We start from the raw sequence: 15,829 nt of genomic DNA, 5'->3' as shown, positions 1-15,829 counted from the left end.
GTGACTTCGAGCAGTCTCCAATCGCACTGACGCAGCGAATGCCTGAATTGGCGGACATTGAAGCCCCATGACTGAAACGCTTTATGCCGAAAAGCAGCATAGTGGGTGAAAAGAGATATTCAAAGGCTTTCCCCCGCCCAATCGCCAATGAAGGCAACCGGACGGGGGCATGATCCATCTACGTGAAGCGTCTGTTGATGACATAGTCGGCGAGAACTTCCCAATACTGATCAGCACTCACGAAGCCTTGAGCGCGGGCCGCGAGGTCTTCAGCCTGTTTGCGTGACAGCCACCCATCATACTCGGCAATGGCAGCTCTCTCCTCGAAGGCCTCGATATCGGGGATGATGTGGGGGCGGGGAGTCATGGCGACACCTCCACTGGTAGCCGCAGTTGATCGATGATCTCTCGCTTTTGTTCATCATTGATCCCGGCAGAGTAGAGCCCGTAGGTGAGCCGGTTTTGTGACCGTGCCGACTGATGCCCCACCAGTGCTGCTGTGAAGTGCTCAGGCACACCTGTGCGCTCGCATTGGGTGACGAACCACTTGCGGGTGGAGTGGAACACTGTACCGGAGAGCTCGGGATGCAGTGACCGGAGTTTGGCATAAGACTTCACCACCCGATCGACCGAGAGGCTCGGGAAAAGCCGCCCCTGTCGTCCGTAAGATCCATCCAGATACTGTTCCAGGACAGGATGAAGAGGCACTTCCCGTTCCGCCGCCTTTGACTTCAGCAAGCGAACCGCGTTGGGCCTGACCATGACAAACCACCCGAGGTTGCCCTTCTGCGTGACATCCTCAGCCATGAGACCACAGATTTCACCAGAGCGAAGACCTGTGAGTAGGCCAAAAAGAAGGGCACCGTGAAGTGCCCTGTCTTTCTCCGCCAGCAATATGACGACCTGCTTATCTGTCAGAACCCGGTGCGGGTCCGGCTCGGGTGGCGCATTGACCTTGAGCTTTTCCCACGGGTTGGTATCGCTTTCGCCTTGCTCTACACACCAGTCTAGGAAGGCAGACATCTGCTCCCAGATCCGCCTCTGGGTCTGCGGGGTCAGGGATATTCCCTCGAGGGTCTGAGAGAGCTCTGCCAACTGGCTCAGGGATTGACCCTGTGCCTCCGCATACTTGCGGATGTTGGGAGAGAGCTGCCCAATGAGAGCAAGTACCTCCCGTCCGGTGCTTGGTGAGAGTTCCCCGATCTTCTGCGCTCCCAGATGCGAGGACAGCAACTCCATGGCGAAGCGAACCGACTTGTAGCTGCCGGGACGCAAGCGCTGATAAGCGGCAGCCAGATAGGTAGAGGCAAGCGCTCCCACCTCCTGTTCGCCAATGAGCCTGAGACGCTTGAAGCGGGGCAAAGTGACATCGAGCCGATCGGAGGGCTCTTGGTTGGCTTCCTTGAGTTGATTCTCTGCCTCCATGACAATGCGGTCATAGGTGGCGTTGAGGTCCTTCACACGGGACTGGGCGGTTCTAGCGTCAGAGGTGCGAAGGGAGCGCTTGAGCGCGGAGCCCAAGACAGGTTGCAGAGGCTTGGGGTAGGTTCTGCGATAAATCCATGTGTTGTGCCGCAGATAGGCATACTTGATCTTGGCAGACATAGGGTCTCCTTTCCGGGGCAAACGCCCCGGTTTTGTGTCTGATGTGAGATTTTCCGAGAAAGATCAGAGGGGCTCAGGGTTTACGATGATCCCTGAGAGGCCTCTTGTGTGTCATTTGGCCAAATCCGCTGGATTAGGCTCTTGTCCGGCTCTCCGTATTCGCCCTCAAGCGGGCCAGTGAGAGCAATGCCGGTCACAACATCTTCGTAGACTTCATCGATCTGGAAGAGGTGTGAGGGGATGTCGTCAAAACCGGCGATTACGACGATTGCGCCGGGAGTGAGCAAGGTGTCATTGATTGTCATGAGCGCCTCGCAATGATCAGGTCCGGAAGGACGAAGCCCAAGGTCAGTCCGAGAGGAAAGGGGAAGGGCAGGGGTTTGATGAGGTCAGGTAGAGCCGCAAGGACAACGAGCCCCACAGCAAACAGTTGAGGTAGGCTGATGGTGAGGTTCCACTTGCGGGCGAGAAGCAAGCCCGTGCCAAAGCGAAAAGCGCCACCCGCAAGTGCGAGCAGCGTGAATGAGGTAAACATTGTTTGTCTCCATGATGGTTGGTTACCATCATAGATGCCCGAAGTTTCTCAGTTTGCTGGGCAATGCGAGGTGCAATCGACTTGGTTCTGCTTTTGTGTTGCAAGACGTGGTGTGGTCGATCACACTCACAGCCTTTGGTGTTTAGCACACAGCCAAAGGGTGCTGCACTTAATCAATGTCTGCAGGACGCTTAGGTATCGAATCTCTGGTAAGATTTTACGTTATCATATTGAAAATATACATCTATATTCAAAGTGAGACAGCCATATTATAGATGCGGGAGCGCCTAAAATATGGTTCCGTTCTCGTCGACTTCATAGCTACCCTGCGTCGTATTGGTTCTGCTAGAGTGCTGAGGGTTAAGTTCAAAGACATTGTCTCTTATTTCATGCTTGTAGTCTTCGGGCAGAAAGGAAGCATCCTGCCAGTCGTGCTCGTACGATGGCATGTATTCGTTAAATAGGCTCTGCTCACCTGTGCGCGCGCCCTTCCCAGAAACAAGCCATTCAACAACCGCTGAGAGCACGATCCAGCGATGTGTGATAGTTCCCATGACGAGCCAAATGGTTTTCTTCGCCACCGACGCAATCAGATGCGCGTTGTCTGCCGTTTCGTTATTGTTTCCTTTAGCATACAGACGATACACCTTCGCATCGGTGTTATCGGCAAGCAAACGATCAACGATCCGAAAATGTTCCTTTGAATTATCGCGTGAACGGGCTTTTTGACGTCCGTAGCCCTCAAGGTCCCTTTTGGGCCGCTGTGCAAAATATTCGTGCTTCTGTTGGGTTTCGGCCTGCAGACTAATCTTGGCGCGACCTGCACGAAATACTTGGAGGTGGTAGCCTTGGTATTGAGAGAGGTTTGCGTTGAAGAATTTCGGGTCAATATAGCTTGTTGAATGATTCATATTTCCTCATAAGTAATTGATAAATAATAACAATATATAGGTAATAGGTAATAGGTAATAGGTAAGGGTATGGGTGCGCCCCATCCTCTTCTTCGATTTGAGGGCATATCAATAATCAAGCATTTCTTTTGACTGTGATCATCAATAGCCTTCTACCTATAGTCGGAGGTAATATTTATATGGTTAAAAACAACAAGTTATATGACGGCAGTTTTGACTGTTTTGGTCGATTTGCCATCGCCTGAATTTGCTGGATTAACTGGGCGTGCTTGGCCAAACCTTTGCCATCGCATCCCTCATGGTTTGGATCGCATAGCCCGAACCATAATTCGCTGCCACGGTGTTGGTGCTGTGTCCCAAAATGGCCATCGAGAGCACTTCGGGACAGCCCGTGTTTCGAAGCTTGTCCTTCATTCGATGCCTCAGAGAGTGGATCGTGATCTTCTTGTCCGAGATAACACTTCGAAGCCGCTTCATTAGCATGGCAGAGGCTTTGTCATTGCCGCGAGGAACGGCATATCTCGAAAAGATGGGAGACCCATCCGGCATGCTCTTAGTAAGCTCTCTGAGGCAGTCCGTGGCTCTCTGGGAGAGCGGAACGTCTCGGGTTGATGTCTTGGTCTTAAGGCTACGGAAACTGTTCTCTCTGATATGAAGGATACCTGCCTCTAGATCGATGTCTCCAGTTGCTAAACCCGTGATTTCCGACAGCCGTGCTCCAGTGTCGGTGAGGAGGAGCAACAGGGATAGTGCAGTGGTGCTGCTCTTGAAGGCGGGCCAGATGTCTCTGAGCTGTTCGTCCGTGATTGGAAGGCGATCTGTTTTGCTGCTGCCCGCCCCTTTGATCTTTAGGGCCTGGAACACGTTCTTGATGTCGAGGTCGTGTTCAAGGATAGCATGGTTGAGGGCTGCTTTGACGACACCGACGTTGCGTTGGACAGAGTTAGGGGACATTCGTGCGAGCAACATGTCGCGAAAGGCATTTGCGTTCGCTCGGGTAATCAATTTGAGATCAGCTTGTTCGAACAGCTTGTCGCCAAGGCAAATAATAAGATCTCGCTTTATCCGCGCCATACGAGCTTTGAGGCCGCTATCGTCTTTCCCGTCTTCACGCAGAAACTCTTCGTACTCTCTGAGCGCCTGATCGAACGTGACTGACGGCTTTATATATCTTGCCCTATTCAAAGCGTTAGTCACGCCAGGCGGGACGTTCCCCTCAGTGTCTTCTGCGAGCTCCAAAAGATCGTCGTATTCCTGCCAGTAGATATCGATAACGCCATCTCGATAAGCATTATAGGTCGACTTGCCCAAACGTTCTCGAACGAGCATTGCGGCGCGGTGTTCATCGGAAGTCCGACGTTCTCGGTCAAAAAGAGCTTCGATTTCGGCATGAGCGACTGGCAGTGCTGCTATTGCCTCTTGATAGGTATTGCCGAGCTTGCGGTAGACAGTGGCCTTCGGGATAACTCTGCGTAAGTCCTTGGGAACATTGCGCTTGTATCTGTAACTGCCATTGGGGCGCTTGAAGACGTATTTGGGTAGCTTTTCGGCCATCTGATCCATCTCACTTATTCGCGCGAAACATAACCAGAGGCGCTACAAAATGCTCGTAAAATTTACCGAGCAGATCTCAAAGTGGTCCTGAAAGCGGTCCAGTAAATGGTCCCAAAAACAGGCTAGATACCTGTTTTCTTTCGGTTTCATCGAGATATGAGGGGGATAGTGGTGCCCAGAAGAGGACTCGAACCTCCACGTCCATACGGACACTAGCACCTGAAGCTAGCGCGTCTACCAATTCCGCCATCTGGGCACGATGTCGTGAGGCCGCGATGTAATAGGCCTTGCGGCCGGTGTCAACGGCCATTTGAAAGGTTTTTTGTTCCTGCAATAGCGTCTTGTTCATTTCTGCTCTAAAAGCTAAGCAATAGCGGCAATTTGGCATTGGAGATGCAGATGACGAAACTGGTCACCATCTATGGCGGCGCTGGCTTTGTCGGGCGGTATATCGCCCGTCGTATGGCAAAGGAGGGCTGGCGCGTCCGCGTTGCCGTACGCCGTCCGAATGAGTCGCTTCATGTAAAACCTTATGGCGCGGTCGGTCAGGTCGAGCCGGTGTTCTGCAATATTCGTGACGACGCTTCCGTGCGTGCCGCGATGGCAGGGGCTGACGCGGTTGTGAACTGTGTGGGCGTGCTGACCGAGCGCGGCAAGAACAGCTTTGCCGCCGTACAGGCCGAAGGCGCCGGGCGCATCGCCCGCATCGCCGCCGAAGAGGGTGTGGGCCAGCTCGTGCATCTTTCGGCGATTGGCGCCGACGCCAATGCCGCCTCCGAATATGCGCGCACGAAGGCCGAGGGCGAGGCCAAGATCCTTGCCGCCTTCCCGAGTGCCGTGATCCTGCGCCCCTCGGTGATTTTCGGCACTGAGGACGGGTTCTTCAACCGTTTCGGCAAGATGGCGGAAAAGAACGTGGTTGTGCCGCTGGTCGGCGGCAATACGAAATTCCAGCCGGTCTATGTCGATGATGTGGCCCAGGCCGCCGTCAAAGCCGTGCTGGGCCAGGCCGGTGCTGGCATCTACGAGCTGGGCGGTCCGGATGTGGATACGCTCAAAGGCCTGATGGGCGATGTGCTGAAAGCGGTGCACCGCGAGCGCATCGTGATCAACCTGCCGTTCTGGATCGGCAAGCTGATGGCGACCGGCTTCGGTGTGGCGCAGGCGCTCACGCTTGGCCTGTTCCACAATTCGATCCTGACCCGCGATCAGGTGGCCAATCTGAAAGTTGACAATGTGGTGTCCGAAGGGACCAAGAGCTTTGCCGATCTCGGGATCAAGCCCACCGCATTGCAGGCGGTTCTGCCGGATTACATGTGGGTCTATCGCCCCTCCGGTCAGTACGACGCGATTCGCGAAAGCGGCAAACAGCTCGGCAAAACCTGAGTTTCGCCGGGCGGATCAGCCAGCGGATAGGAAATCAAAAAAGCGCGTCCCATCTGGGCGCGCTTTTGTTTTGCGGGGATGGTTGTCGGGCATCAGAGGTAGGAAATGCCCAAAAGCACCACCCCGAGGATCACCCGGTAGATCACATAGGGCGTAAAGCTCACCGAGCGCAGCAGGCGCATCATCAATGTGAGCGCCAGAAGTGCCGCGCCAAAGGCAAAGACTGCGCCGATGGCCGCATCTTTCATCATGGCCCAATTCGCCTCGCCGATCACCTCGGCCCCCAGAAGAATGCCGGAGGCCATGATCGTCGGGATCGACATCAGCATGGAAATCTTTGCACCGTCATGACGGGTATAGCCCATGGCGCGGGCGCCTGTGATGGTGATGCCGGATCGTGAGGTGCCCGGGATCAGCGCCACCGCCTGCCAAAGCCCGAGTTTGATCGCATCCTTGATGTTCCAATCCGTCTCGGTCTTTTCCGCCGGGCTCTTCTGATCGAACCAATAGAGCACGAGGCCGAAAATCAGCATGGTCCAGCCGATCACGGCGGGCGAGCGCATCATGTCCGACAGGCCGGTTTCTTTCAGGATCAACCCGATCAGGATGACCGGGATGGTGGCGATGACGAGCAGGAAGGCAAGCTTTGAGCCGGGCGTATCCGTGCGTCCGGTCATCAGGCGCGGCAACCCGGCCAGCCCGACTTTCACATCGCGCCAGAAATACAGGATGACGGCGCCCAAAGTGCCGATGTGGACGGCGACGTCGATGGCCTGCCCCTGATCCTGGGTGCCGAGCAGATAGGGCAGGAGAATCAGGTGGCCGGAAGAGGAGATTGGCAGGAATTCGGTAATCCCCTGAACAATCGCGACGATTAAGAGATAAAAGAGGCTCATGGGAACTCCGAAGTGACCTGAGATACGCTAAGACATAAACGTTTTTGAAATCAATAAGAAGAAAGCATATAGGTAAGCAATGCTGTCGTAAAATCCTTGTGTGCGCCCCGATCTTGTGACGAGCGCCCTGGAAAAAACGAAAAATAGGACAGCTTTTCTGACTTTTCTTTTCCGGAGAGTCCTTATAATGAGGCAACAACTCAATACCAACCTTCGGAGATGTGGTGTCATGGCGAAAGAGCCGATGCTCAAATTTGTGACCGTAGGCAGGGACATGCCGGAAAAGCGGTCCGCAGAAGATCGGAAAGACGATTTTCACGAAATCTATGGCGAATTCGTCGAGGCGAAAGCCGAAGAGCAAGCCTCGCGCTGTTCGCAATGCGGTGTGCCCTACTGCCACACCCATTGCCCGCTGCACAACAACATTCCCGATTGGCTGCGTCTGACCGCGACGGGCCGTCTGAAAGAGGCCTATGAGATCTCTCAGGCGACCAACACCTTCCCGGAGATCTGCGGTCGCATCTGTCCGCAGGACCGTCTCTGCGAAGGCAATTGCGTGATCGAGAATTCCGGTCACGGTACGGTGACCATCGGCTCCGTCGAGAAATATATCACCGACACGGCCTGGGAAAACGGCTGGGTCGAGACCTTCGCCCCGGCGGTCGAGCGTGAGGAAAGCGTCGGCATCATCGGCTCCGGTCCGGGCGGCCTGGCCGCTGCCGACCGTCTGCGCCGTGCCGGTCTCAAGGTCACCGTTTACGAGCGCTCCGACCGCGCCGGCGGGCTGATGATGTACGGTATTCCCGGGTTCAAGCTCGAAAAGGACATCGTGCTGCGTCGCGTGAAACAGCTCGAGGATTCGGGCGTCGAATTCGTGATGAACTGCAATGTCGGGGAAGACATTTCCTTTGATGCGATCCGGGGCAAGCACGATGCGGTGCTGATCGCCACCGGCGTCTACAAATCCCGCGATCTGAAAGGGCCGGGGGCCGGGGCCGAGGGGATCGTCAAGGCGATCGACTATCTCACCGCCTCGAACAAGGTCGGTTTCGGCGACGAGGTCGAGGAATACGAGAGCGGCGAGTTGAATGCCGCGGGCAAGAAGGTCGTGGTGATCGGTGGCGGTGACACCGCCATGGACTGTGTCCGCACCGCGATCCGTCAGGGCGCGACCTCGGTCAAATGTCTTTACCGTCGCGACCGCGCCAATATGCCCGGCTCGCAGCGCGAGACCCAGAACGCCGAGGAAGAAGGCGTCGAGTTCGTCTGGCTTTCCGCCCCGAAAGGCTTTGCCGGCGATCCGGTGAGCGGCGTGATGGTGCAGAAAATGCGCCTCGGTGCCCCCGATGCCTCCGGTCGTCAGTCCCCCGAGGTGATCGAGGGTGCCGACTATGTCGAAGAGGCCGATCTGGTGATCAAGGCGCTGGGCTTCGAGCCGGAAGAGCTGCCGCAGCTTTGGGGTGTCGAAGGCCTGGAAGTGACCCGCTGGGGCACCATCATGGCCGATTTCAAGACCCATGCCAGCTCGCTCGAAGGTGTCTATGCCTGTGGCGACATTCAGCGCGGGGCCTCTCTGGTGGTCTGGGCGATCCGCGATGGTCGCGAAGCCGCCGATGCGATGATCGACTATATCGACCAATCCGCCGCCGTGGCCGCTGAATAATCTGATTTGTAAAGGAGGGGAGAGGTCTCCTCCGCCTTTGATCTGAAAGGTACCGATATGACCAAGTTTGACCAAAGCTGGGCGGCACAGGAAGCTGCCAAACGCGAATGGATGACCGAGCACTCGCTGTTTCGCGAAGAGGATGAGCATTCCTCTTGCGGTGTGGGCCTCGTGGTCTCCGTCGATGGGTCCAAATCCCGCAAGGTCGTGGAAAACGGCATTACCGCGCTGAAAGCGATCTGGCACCGTGGTGCCGTCGATGCCGATGGCAAGACCGGCGATGGCGCCGGCATTCATGTGCAGATCCCGCATCACTTCTTTGGCGATCAGATCCGTCGCACCGGCCACGTTGCCCGCGAAGACGAGCTTCTGGCCGTGGGTCAGGTCTTCCTGCCGCGCACGGATTTCGGGGCGCAGGAAACCTGCCGCACCATCGTCGAAACCGAAGTCCTGCGCATGGGCTATTACATCTATGGCTGGCGCCATGTGCCGGTGAACACCGAATGCCTCGGTGAGAAAGCCAACGCCACGCGCCCGGAGATCGAACAGATCCTGATTTCCAATTCCAAGGGTGTGGATGAGGAAACCTTCGAACGTGAGCTCTACGTCATCCGTCGCCGGATCGAGAAAGCTGCGCAGGCCGCCGGCGTGCGTGAACTTTACATCTGCTCGCTGTCCTGCCGCTCGATCATCTACAAGGGCATGATGCTCGCCGAACAGGTCGCCGTGTTCTACCCGGACCTGATGGACGAGCGTTTCGAATCCGCTTTCGCGATCTATCACCAGCGCTATTCCACCAACACCTTCCCGCAATGGTGGCTGGCCCAGCCGTTCCGCATGCTGGCCCATAACGGTGAGATCAACACCATTCAGGGCAACAGCAACTGGATGAAATCGCACGAGATCCGCATGGCCTCCACCACCTTCGGGGAGATGGCCGAGGATATCAAACCGATCATCCCGCAGGGGGCATCCGACTCCGCGGCGCTCGATGCCGTGTTCGAGGTCCTGGTGCGCGCTGGTCGCTCGGCACCGATGGCGAAAACCATGCTGGTGCCGGAAGCCTGGTCGAAAAACGCCGAGGAACTGCCGGAAGCCTGGCGCGACATGTATTCCTATGTGAACTCCGTGATGGAGCCCTGGGACGGTCCCGCCGCGCTCGCCATGACCGATGGCCGCTGGGTCTGCGCCGGGCTTGACCGCAACGGTCTGCGCCCGATGCGCTATGTCGTCACCGGTGACGGTCTGGTGATTGCAGGCTCCGAAGTCGGCATGGTGCCGACCGATGAGGCCACCGTGGTCGAAAAAGGTGCGCTGGGCCCGGGTCAGCTTCTCGCGGTCGATATGTCCGAGGGCAAGCTCTACCACGATACCGAAATTAAGGACCGCCTGGCCAATGCCCAGCCCTTTGGCGAATGGGTTGGCAAGATCGTCGATCTCGAAGAGGAGCTATCCGGCCTGACCGAAGAGCCGATCTTCACCGGCGCCGAGTTGAAAAAACGTCAGATCGCTGCCGGTTACACGATCGAAGAGCTGGAACAGATCCTCGCGCCCATGGCCGAGGATGGCAAAGAGGCGCTCGCCTCCATGGGCGACGACACGCCCTCGGCCGTGCTCTCCGAGAAATACCGCCCGCTCTCGCATTTCTTCCGTCAGAACTTCTCTCAGGTCACCAACCCGCCGATCGACTCCTTGCGCGAATATCGCGTGATGAGCCTCAAGACGCGCTTTGGCAACCTCAAGAACGTCTTGGATGAAGACAGCTCCCAGACCGAAATTCTCGTGCTGGAAAGCCCCTTTGTCGGCAACGCGCAATTCGAGGATCTGAAATCGCATTTCAATGCGCCGATGACCGAGATCGATTGTACCTTCCCGGTGAATGGCGGGCCGAACGCACTGCGCGACGGGCTGGCTCGTATCCGGGCCGAGGCCGAGGAAGCCGTGCGATCCGGCGGTGGTCACATCATCCTGAGCGACAAGAAGCAGAGCGAAGAAAAAATCGCCATGCCGATGATCCTCGCCACCTCTGCCGTGCACAGCTGGCTGACCCGCAAGGGGCTTCGGACCTTCTGTTCGCTTGGCGTGCGCTCTGCCGAATGTATCGACCCGCACTATTTCGCGGTGCTGATCGGCTGTGGTGCCACCATCGTCAACGCCTATCTGGCCGAGGACAGCCTCGCCGACCGGATCGAGCGTGGTCTCCTGGATTGCACCCTGTCCGAGGCGATGTCCCGCTACCGTGCGGCGGTGGATGCCGGCCTGTTGAAGATCATGGCGAAGATGGGGATCTCGGTGATCTCGTCTTACCGCGGTGGTCTGAACTTCGAAGCCGTGGGCCTGTCGCGCGCCATGGTGGCGGATTTCTTCCCGGGCATGCATTCGCGGATTTCCGGCATCGGGGTTGGTGGTATCCAGAAGAAACTCGAAGCCGTGCACAAACAGGGCTGGCTCGGTGGTAACACCCTGCCGATCGGCGGCTTCTACAAGTCGCGCAAATCCGGCGAGACTCACGCCTGGGAAGCCCAGTCGATGCACATGCTGCAATCGGCCTGTGACCGTGCGTCCTACGAGATGTGGAAACAGTATTCCGCCAAGATGCAGGCCAACCCGCCGATTCATCTGCGCGATCTTCTGGACTTCAAACCCTTGGGGAAACCCGTGCCGATCGAAGAGGTGGAATCGATCACCTCGATCCGCAAACGCTTCGTGACCCCGGGCATGTCGCTGGGCGCGCTGTCGCCCGAGGCGCACCGCACGCTGTCGATTGCGATGAACCGTATCGGTGCGAAATCCGACTCCGGCGAAGGCGGCGAGAGCCCCGATGATTTCACGCCGGAACCCAACGGTGACAACGCCTCGGCGAAGATCAAACAGGTGGCGTCTGGCCGCTTCGGCGTGACGGCGGAATACCTGCTGCATTGCGAAGAGCTGGAGATCAAGGTCGCTCAGGGCGCCAAGCCCGGTGAAGGCGGTCAGCTGCCGGGGATGAAGGTCACCGACCTCATCGCCAAGCTGCGTCACTCGACCAAAGGTGTGACCCTGATCTCGCCGCCGCCGCACCACGATATCTACTCGATCGAAGATCTGGCGCAGCTGATCTACGACCTGAAACAGATCAACCCGAAAGCCAAGGTGACGGTGAAACTCGTGGCCTCCTCCGGTGTCGGCACCATCGCTGCCGGTGTGGCCAAGGCGAAAGCGGATATCATCCTGATCTCGGGTCACAATGGTGGCACCGGCGCCTCTCCGGCGACCTCGATCAAATTCGCCGGTCTGCCCTGGGAAATGGGTCTCACCGAGGCGCATCAGGTGCTCGCCATGAACAACCTGCGCGATCGTGTGACGCTGCGCACCGACGGTGGTCTGCGCACCGGTCGCGATGTGGTTATGGCGGCCATGCTCGGCGCCGAGGAATACGGCATCGGCACCGCGGCTCTGATCGCCATGGGCTGTATCATGGTGCGTCAGTGCCAGTCGAACACCTGCCCCGTGGGTGTCTGCACCCAGGACGAGCGCCTGCGTGACAAGTTCACCGGCAATGCCGACAAGGTCGTCAACCTGATCACCTTCTACGCTCAGGAAGTGCGGGAGCTTCTGGCCTCCATCGGCGCACGGTCCCTGGACGAGGTGATCGGTCGTGCCGATCTTCTGACCCAGGTCTCGCGCGGCTCGGCGCATCTCGACGATCTCGATCTGAACCCGCTGCTGATCTCCGTCGATGGCGCGGACAAGATCGTCTACGACCGCTCCAAGCCGCGCAACGCGGTGCCGGAGACGCTCGATGCGCAAATCGTCTCGGATGCCGCGCGCTTCCTCAACGATGGCGAGAAGATGCAGCTCTCCTATGCGGTGCAGAACACGCTTCGGACCATCGGCACCCGCACCTCGTCGCATATCGTGTCGAAATTCGGCATGCGCAACAGCCTGCAACCCGATCACCTGACGGTGAAACTCACCGGTTCCGCCGGTCAGTCTCTGGGCGCCTTTGCCGCCCCGGGTCTGAAGATCGAGGTTTCCGGCGATGCCAACGACTATGTCGGCAAGGGCCTTTCGGGCGGCACCGTCGTGGTGCGTCCGCCGATGCATTCGCCGCTCACCGCCGATCAGAACACGATCATCGGCAACACCGTGCTCTACGGTGCCACCGATGGCTATCTCTTCGCGGCGGGCCGCGCGGGCGAACGTTTCGCCGTGCGCAACTCCGGTGCGAAAGTGGTGATCGAGGGCTGTGGCTCCAACGGTTGTGAATACATGACTGGCGGTATCGCGGTGATCCTCGGCTCGATCGGTGCCAACTTCGGTGCCGGCATGACCGGCGGTATGGCCTATCTCTACGATCCGGCAGGCACCTCGCTCAACCTGATCAACCCGGAGACCCTCGTGACCTGCCCGGTCACCGTGGATCACTGGGAAGGTGAGTTGAAAGCCCTGATCGAACGTCACGCCAATGAGACCAATTCGATCAAGGCCAAGGACATCCTGAGCAACTGGGAAGAGGAGAAATCCAACTTCCTTCAGGTCTGCCCGAAAGAGATGCTGGTGCATCTGCCGGTGCCGCTGACACTCGAAAAGGGCGCCATCCCGGCCGAGTGATCGAAGCACCGGTTTCGACCCGAATTCAGCAAAAAGCCCCCGACCCCGGGGGCTTTTTCATATTCAGGAGCTGCAAAGGATAGCGCACGGGCTTGACCTCAGTGCCGGGCCCGTGGTTCCTCAGTTCCATGGCAAAACAGACGGCACGCAAAACCACGCGAAAAACAAAACCGAAACCGCAGGCGGCGCGCCCGGGCCTGTTCCGGCGCCTGCGCCGACGCGCGATCCGCGCTGTTCTGGTGATTGTTGCCCTGCTGTTTCTGTGGATTCTCGCCTATTCCGTTCTGCCGCTGCCCGGGACCTTCTACATGCTGGCGGAAAGCGGGCGTCAGGGCGTCAGGGTCGACTATCAATGGACCCCGATGGAGCGCATTTCGCCGGCTCTGGCGCGCTCCGTTGTGGCGGCCGAGGATGCCAATTTCTGCAACCATTGGGGGTTTGATCTCACAGCGATCCGCGCGGCGATCTCCGAGGGGGGACAGCGTGGCGCTTCGACCATCTCGCAGCAAGTGGTGAAAAACGCCTTTCTCTGGCAGGGGCGGAGCTGGCCCCGCAAGGCCCTGGAAGCGCTGATCACCCCGCTGGTCGAACTGACCTGGAGCAAGCGGCGGATCCTGGAGGTCTATTTGAACGTTGCTGAATTCGATAGAGGGATCTTTGGCGCGGAAGCGGCGGCGCGCCACTATTTCGGGGTCGGGCCGGAAGAACTCACGGCCCGGCAGGCGGCACAACTGGCCGCCGTCCTGCCGGCGCCAAAGGATCGCAATGCAGGCACGCCCGGGCCTTTCGTGCGGCGAAGAGCCGCTCAGATCGTCGATGGCGCGGCCACAATCGCGCGAGATGGCCGAAGCGCCTGTTTCGAGGATTGAACTGCCGGAGCGCATGCGGCAAGTAGAGAGAAAACCCGCGAGTAGCCAGCATGATCCGACTGTACCACGTCCCCCTCTCTCCCTTTTGCCGCAAGGTCCGCCTGTGCTTGGCGGAAAAGAAGCTCGAGGTCGAGCTCGTCGAAGAGCGCTATTGGGAAGAAGACCCGGATTTCATGCGCCGCAACCCGGCCGGCAAGGTGCCGGTCTTGCGGATCGATGACATGCATCTCGCGGAAAGCGCGGCGATCTGTGAGTATCTCGAAGATCGTTACCCGTCGCCGCCGCTGATGCCCAAGGATCCCGAAGGAAAATATGAGGTGCGCCGGCTGGTCTGCTGGTTCGATGACAAGTTTCATCAAGAGGTCACCTCGAAACTGCTTTACGAGCGGGTCAATCGCAAACTGATGAAGACCGGCTACCCGGTGGCGGCCAATGTCAAAGCCGGCTCGAAAGCGATCAAATATCATCTCGATTACATGGCCTGGCTGCTGGATCGCCGGCGCTGGCTCGCAGGTGATGCGATGACTCTGGCGGATTTCGCCGCCGCCGCGCATCTGTCTTCGCTCGACTATATCTCGGATGTCGACTGGAACCGCCACGAGGTGGTGAAGGACTGGTATGCCAAGATCAAATCGCGCCCGGCGTTTCGCTCTCTCTTGGCGGATCAGGTTTCGGGTTTTCCGCCGCCGGCGCATTATACCGATCTCGATTTCTGAGATAGACTGGCCCGAAAGGGATCAATTTGGCTGGATTAGATACGCCTCACAGCGACAAAGCGACCGGACCGGACAAGGAGTCCGTGCGGGCCCGCGCCCTGGAGGAGGGATTCTCCAAGGCGGCTTTCGGTCGTCCGATCCTGCCCGGCGCCATGGCTCGGCTCGAAAGCTTCGTCGAAATGGACCGCCATGGTCAGATGGGCTGGATGGCCGAGCGGATGAATTGGCGCGGCGATCCGGCGGCGCTTTGGCCAGAGGCGAAATCCGTGATCATGCTGGCCGAAAGCTATACCCCGGATGAAGATCCGATGGCGGTTATAAGCAGACCCGAATCCGGCGCAATTTCGGTCTATGCCCGCAATCGTGACTATCATGACATCGTCAAGAAACGGCTCAAACGGCTCGGGCGCTGGCTCATTGAACAGGCGGGCGAGGGGACGGAGATCAAGGTGTTCGTCGACACCGCGCCGGTGATGGAGAAACCGTTGGCGATGCAGGCCGGGCTTGGCTGGCAGGGCAAGCATACCAATCTCCTGTCTCGCGATCTCGGCAGCTGGTTTTTCTTGGGCGCGATCTTCACCACCCATGAATTCGATCCAGATCCGGCGGAAAACGAGCATTGCGGCTCTTGCCGTGCCTGTCTTGATGCCTGTCCGACCGATGCCTTTCCGGCACCGTTCCAGATCGACGCTAGGCGCTGTATCTCCTATCTGACGATCGAGCATCACGGGCCGGTCGAGCCTGAGCTTCGCTCCAAACTCGGCAACCGGATCTATGGCTGCGACGATTGTCTCGCGGCCTGCCCTTGGAACAAGTTCGCGGTGGCGGCGCAGGAGCTGCGCTACGCCGCGCGCGACGATCTGCGCGATCCGTCCTTGCGCGAGCTGGCCGCGTTGGACGATGCGGCGTTCCGGGCGAAATTCTCCGGCTCGCCAATCAAACGTATCGGACGCGATCGCTTTGTCCGCAATGTGCTCTACGCCATCGGCAATTCGGGCTCATCGGATTTGCGCGACGTGGCGGTTTCTCTGTGCGAAGATGCGGATGCCGTCGTGCGTGATGCCGCTGAATGGGCCGTTGCGCGTCTCTCTCGTGAATGAA

At 58.2% G+C, this 15,829-nt stretch carries 13 protein-coding genes and 1 tRNA gene; 6 read left to right on the top strand and 8 right to left on the bottom strand.

Translation table 11 applies throughout. The features are described 5' to 3' along the window. Positions 1-178: 178 nt before the first annotated feature. The 7 genes from BM151_RS11820 to BM151_RS11790 form a co-directional block, all read right to left on the bottom strand. Positions 179-367: a hypothetical protein gene (locus tag BM151_RS11820; RefSeq protein WP_090060923.1), complete on the bottom strand. Its 189-nt coding sequence runs from the start codon at positions 365-367 to the stop codon at positions 179-181. Further along, positions 364-1,605 carry a DUF6538 domain-containing protein gene (locus tag BM151_RS11815; protein WP_090060922.1) on the bottom strand — a complete coding sequence of 414 codons (1,242 nt, stop codon included), beginning with the start codon at positions 1,603-1,605 and terminating at the stop codon, positions 364-366. The genes BM151_RS11820 and BM151_RS11815 overlap by 4 nt, the downstream gene beginning before the upstream one ends. Positions 1,606-1,685: 80 nt before the next feature. Then, positions 1,686-1,910, bottom strand: coding sequence for a hypothetical protein (locus BM151_RS11810; RefSeq protein ID WP_090060921.1), 225 nt, complete (start codon positions 1,908-1,910; stop codon positions 1,686-1,688). Next, on the bottom strand, positions 1,907-2,140 hold the full coding sequence (locus BM151_RS11805; RefSeq protein ID WP_090060920.1) for a hypothetical protein: 234 nt from the start codon (positions 2,138-2,140) through the stop codon (positions 1,907-1,909). The genes BM151_RS11810 and BM151_RS11805 overlap by 4 nt, the downstream gene beginning before the upstream one ends. Before the next feature lie 287 nt (positions 2,141-2,427). Further along, positions 2,428-3,051, bottom strand: coding sequence for a hypothetical protein (locus BM151_RS11800; protein ID WP_090060919.1), 624 nt, complete (start codon positions 3,049-3,051; stop codon positions 2,428-2,430). 255 nt (positions 3,052-3,306) lie between these two features. Continuing rightward, positions 3,307-4,614, bottom strand: a complete 1,308-nt coding sequence (locus tag BM151_RS11795) for a site-specific integrase (RefSeq protein ID WP_090060918.1) — start codon at positions 4,612-4,614, stop codon at positions 3,307-3,309. Positions 4,615-4,774: 160 nt separating this feature from the next. Continuing rightward, positions 4,775-4,861: transfer RNA gene (locus BM151_RS11790), tRNA-Leu, on the bottom strand. 143 nt (positions 4,862-5,004) lie between these two features. On the opposite strand from BM151_RS11790, the gene BM151_RS11785 reads away from it, so the two are divergent. Then, positions 5,005-5,991: a complex I NDUFA9 subunit family protein gene (locus BM151_RS11785; protein ID WP_090060917.1), complete on the top strand. Its 987-nt coding sequence runs from the start codon at positions 5,005-5,007 to the stop codon at positions 5,989-5,991. A gap of 92 nt (positions 5,992-6,083) precedes the next feature. Here the strand turns inward: BM151_RS11785 and BM151_RS11780 are convergent, their stop codons facing one another. Continuing rightward, a complete protein-coding gene (locus BM151_RS11780; RefSeq protein ID WP_090060916.1) occupies positions 6,084-6,887 on the bottom strand; it encodes an undecaprenyl-diphosphate phosphatase in 804 nt (267 codons plus the stop codon). 229 nt (positions 6,888-7,116) lie between these two features. Here BM151_RS11780 and BM151_RS11775 point away from each other — a divergent pair, with 229 nt between their 5' ends. The 5 genes from BM151_RS11775 (at position 7,117) to queG (ending at position 15,828) form a co-directional block, all read left to right on the top strand. Next, positions 7,117-8,550, top strand: a complete 1,434-nt coding sequence (locus BM151_RS11775) for an NAD(P)-dependent oxidoreductase (protein ID WP_090060915.1) — start codon at positions 7,117-7,119, stop codon at positions 8,548-8,550. Between the two features lie 57 nt (positions 8,551-8,607). After that, on the top strand, positions 8,608-13,143 hold the full coding sequence (gene gltB / locus BM151_RS11770) for a glutamate synthase large subunit (protein WP_090060914.1): 4,536 nt from the start codon (positions 8,608-8,610) through the stop codon (positions 13,141-13,143). A 128-nt stretch (positions 13,144-13,271) separates the two neighbouring features. Continuing rightward, positions 13,272-14,012, top strand: a complete 741-nt coding sequence (gene mtgA / locus BM151_RS11765; RefSeq protein ID WP_090060913.1) for a monofunctional biosynthetic peptidoglycan transglycosylase — start codon at positions 13,272-13,274, stop codon at positions 14,010-14,012. Between the two features lie 50 nt (positions 14,013-14,062). After that, entirely contained in the window at positions 14,063-14,728 is a 666-nt protein-coding gene (gene fzlA / locus BM151_RS11760) for an FtsZ-binding protein FzlA (RefSeq protein ID WP_090060912.1), read from the top strand. An 83-nt stretch (positions 14,729-14,811) separates the two neighbouring features. Beyond that, entirely contained in the window at positions 14,812-15,828 is a 1,017-nt protein-coding gene (queG, locus tag BM151_RS11755; protein WP_090060911.1) for a tRNA epoxyqueuosine(34) reductase QueG, read from the top strand. The last annotated feature ends 1 nt before the right edge of the window (position 15,829 follow it).

The sequence above is a fragment of the Celeribacter neptunius genome (assembly GCF_900113955.1).
Taxonomy (GTDB): domain Bacteria; phylum Pseudomonadota; class Alphaproteobacteria; order Rhodobacterales; family Rhodobacteraceae; genus Celeribacter; species Celeribacter neptunius.
Note: the sequence above shows the minus strand (reverse complement) of the source record. Positions and strands in the feature narration are given on the sequence as shown.

Bases quoted from the DNA above. Each gene is read 5' to 3' on its own strand.
- BM151_RS11800 (WP_090060919.1), bottom strand. From the start codon at position 3,051: ATGAATCATTCAACAAGCTATATTGACCCGAAATTCTTCAACGCAAAC.
- fzlA (WP_090060912.1), top strand. From the start codon at position 14,063: ATGATCCGACTGTACCACGTCCCCCTCTCTCCCTTTTGCCGCAAGGTC.
- BM151_RS11810 (WP_090060921.1), bottom strand. From the start codon at position 1,910: ATGACAATCAATGACACCTTGCTCACTCCCGGCGCAATCGTCGTAATC.
- mtgA (WP_090060913.1), top strand. From the start codon at position 13,272: ATGGCAAAACAGACGGCACGCAAAACCACGCGAAAAACAAAACCGAAA.
- BM151_RS11815 (WP_090060922.1), bottom strand. From the start codon at position 1,605: ATGTCTGCCAAGATCAAGTATGCCTATCTGCGGCACAACACATGGATT.
- BM151_RS11785 (WP_090060917.1), top strand. From the start codon at position 5,005: ATGACGAAACTGGTCACCATCTATGGCGGCGCTGGCTTTGTCGGGCGG.
- BM151_RS11805 (WP_090060920.1), bottom strand. From the start codon at position 2,140: ATGTTTACCTCATTCACGCTGCTCGCACTTGCGGGTGGCGCTTTTCGC.
- gltB (WP_090060914.1), top strand. From the start codon at position 8,608: ATGACCAAGTTTGACCAAAGCTGGGCGGCACAGGAAGCTGCCAAACGC.
- BM151_RS11780 (WP_090060916.1), bottom strand. From the start codon at position 6,887: ATGAGCCTCTTTTATCTCTTAATCGTCGCGATTGTTCAGGGGATTACC.
- BM151_RS11795 (WP_090060918.1), bottom strand. From the start codon at position 4,614: ATGGATCAGATGGCCGAAAAGCTACCCAAATACGTCTTCAAGCGCCCC.
- BM151_RS11775 (WP_090060915.1), top strand. From the start codon at position 7,117: ATGGCGAAAGAGCCGATGCTCAAATTTGTGACCGTAGGCAGGGACATG.
- BM151_RS11820 (WP_090060923.1), bottom strand. From the start codon at position 367: ATGACTCCCCGCCCCCACATCATCCCCGATATCGAGGCCTTCGAGGAG.